The following is a 2404-nucleotide window of genomic DNA, read 5'->3' as shown; positions in this document are numbered from 1 at the left end:
ACACCGCTCAGCGGCAGCTCCGGGTGCATCGAGAGCGTGTCCAGCACGCCCGCCAGGCAGTCCGCGAACAGCAGGACCGTCTTCGCCTCGAACAGATCGGAGGCGGCCGTCACCGAACCCCGGATCCCGGACGGTGCGCCGTCCGGCCCCATGACCTCGGTGAACGACAGCTCCAGGTCGAACTTGGCCGCCGACGCGCCGGCGGGGGCCGCGGCGGACACCTCGACGCGCTCCCCGTCCAGCATGGTCCGCGCGGCGTTCTGCAGGGTCAGCATCACCTGGAACAGCGGGTGCCGGGACAGCAACCGGGCCGGGGCCAGTTCCTCGACCAGCCGCTCGAACGGCAGGTCCTGGTGACCGAACGCGGCGAGGCTGGTCGCCCGCACCCGGCGCAGCGCCTCCCGGAACGTAGGGTCACCGGTGAGGTCCGTACGCAGCACGAGCGTGTTCACGAAGAAGCCGACCAGGTCGTCCAGCGCTTCGTCGGTCCGGCCCGCGACGTCCGTCCCGAGCGGGATGTCCGTCCCCCCGCCGAGGCGGCTCAGCAGGACGGCCAGGGCCGCCTGCAGCACCATGAACGGCGTGGCGCCCTCGGCCTGTGCCAGCTCCAGCAGCCGGGCGTGCGTCTGCGCGGAGATCTCCAGCCGCACCCGGTGACCCTGGTACGAGGCCGCCGCGGGGCGCGGGTGGTCGACCGGCAGCGCGAGCTCCTCAGGGAGGCCCGCCAGCGCGTCGCGCCAGTAGTTCATCTGCCGGTGCAGCAGGCTGTTCGGGTCGTCCGCCTCGCCCAGCAGCTCGCGCTGCCAGATCGCGTAGTCCGCGTACTGGACCGGCAGGGGTGCCCATTCGGGCGGCCGGCCCTCGCTACGGGCCTGGTACGCCGTCATGAGGTCGCGGGTGAACGGGCCCGTCGACCAGCCGTCGCTGGCGATGTGGTGGAACACCACGACCAGCACCTGTTCCTCCGGCGATGCGGCCAGCAGCCAGGCGCGGACCGGCACTTCGGCCGCCAGGTCGAAGGTGTGTCCCTCGGCTGCCGCGATCGCGGCGTCGAGCTCCGCCCGGGGCACCTCCTCGACCGACAGCTCCCAGGCCAGGTCGTCGAGCTTCAGCACGCTCTGGTACGGCTCGCCGTCCACGGTCGTGAACACGGTCCGCAGGATCTCGTGGCGGCCGATGACGTCCCGCAGGGCGGTGTTCAGCGCCGCCCGGTCCGTCCCAGCGGTGAGCGGGAGGATCAGTGGCACGTTGTAGGTGGCGCTCGGCCCCTCCAGCTGGGAGATGAACCACAGCCGCCGCTGCGCGAAGGACAACGGAATCATCAGGACTCCTCCTGGTTGGGCCTCGGCCGCAGGGCCGGCCTGGTTGGTGCCGGCGCCGTCCTCTCCGCCAGTCGGGCGGCGAGCTCGGCCGGAGTCGGGGCGTCGAACAGCACCGCGATCTCCACCTCGACGTTCAGCAGGGTCCGGATCCGGTTGGTCAGGCGGACGGCGAGCAGGGAGTGGCCACCGAGGGCGAAGAAGTCGTCGTCCACACCGACCTCGGGCACGCGCAGCACCTCGGCGAACGCCTCACACAGCACCCGCTCACGCTCGCTCGCCGGCGCCCGGCCGGACCCGGCACCACCCGACACCTCCGGCGCCGGCAGCACCTTGCGGTCCAGCTTCCCGTTACCCGTCAACGGCAGCGCCACCAACACCACGACCGCCGACGGCACCATGTACTCGGGCAACCGACGACCGGCGAACTCCCTTACAAGAGCGGGCAGTCCGGCAACATCCTCATCAGGATCGTCGGCAACGACATACGCCACCAGGCGGACATCGCCGGGCACATCCTCACGAGCGACCACAGCCGCCCGCGCGACCTGCGGGTGACCGGCGACGACAGCCTCGACCTCACCCGGCTCGATCCGGAAACCACGGACCTTCACCTGCTCATCCGCACGCCCCAAAAACTCCAGCTGACCATCCCCACGCCAGCGAGCGACATCACCCGAGCGATACATCCGCACACCCGCCTCGAACGGGTTCGCCACAAAGCGCTCCGCCGTCAGACCCGGCCGCCCCACATATCCACGCGCCAACTGCGCACCCGCGATGTACAACTCACCCGCCACACCCGGCGCCACCGGACGCAACGCACCATCCAGCACAAACAGCCGCACGTTCGCCACCGGACGACCGATCGGCACCACCGCACCGACCTCATCACCGGCCCGCACCTCGAACACCGCACAGCCGACCGTCGCCTCCGTCGGACCGTACTCGTTCACCACCACCGACCCCGGCGCACGCTCCAACAGACCCCGCACCACCGAACCGGCCAACGCCTCACCACCCACCACCCACGTACTCGCGGCGCCGGCCACCTGGGCATCCGTCAGCATCTCGCCAAGCAGCGG

2 protein-coding genes are annotated in these 2404 nt (G+C 71.1%); both read right to left on the bottom strand.

Translation table 11 applies throughout. From position 1 onward, the window contains the following. The coding region (locus tag ABT300_RS43175) for a condensation domain-containing protein (protein WP_351688405.1) at positions 1–1322 on the bottom strand (1322 nt) is incomplete at its 3' end. Continuing rightward, the coding region (locus ABT300_RS43170; protein WP_351688402.1) for a non-ribosomal peptide synthetase at positions 1322–2404 on the bottom strand (1083 nt) is incomplete at its 5' end. The genes ABT300_RS43170 and ABT300_RS43175, both read right to left, overlap by 1 nt.

It is taken from the genome of Streptomyces sp. NPDC001027 (genome assembly GCF_040299045.1).
GTDB lineage: Bacteria > Actinomycetota > Actinomycetes > Streptomycetales > Streptomycetaceae > Streptomyces.
This window is presented reverse-complemented; position numbering and strand designations above follow the sequence as displayed.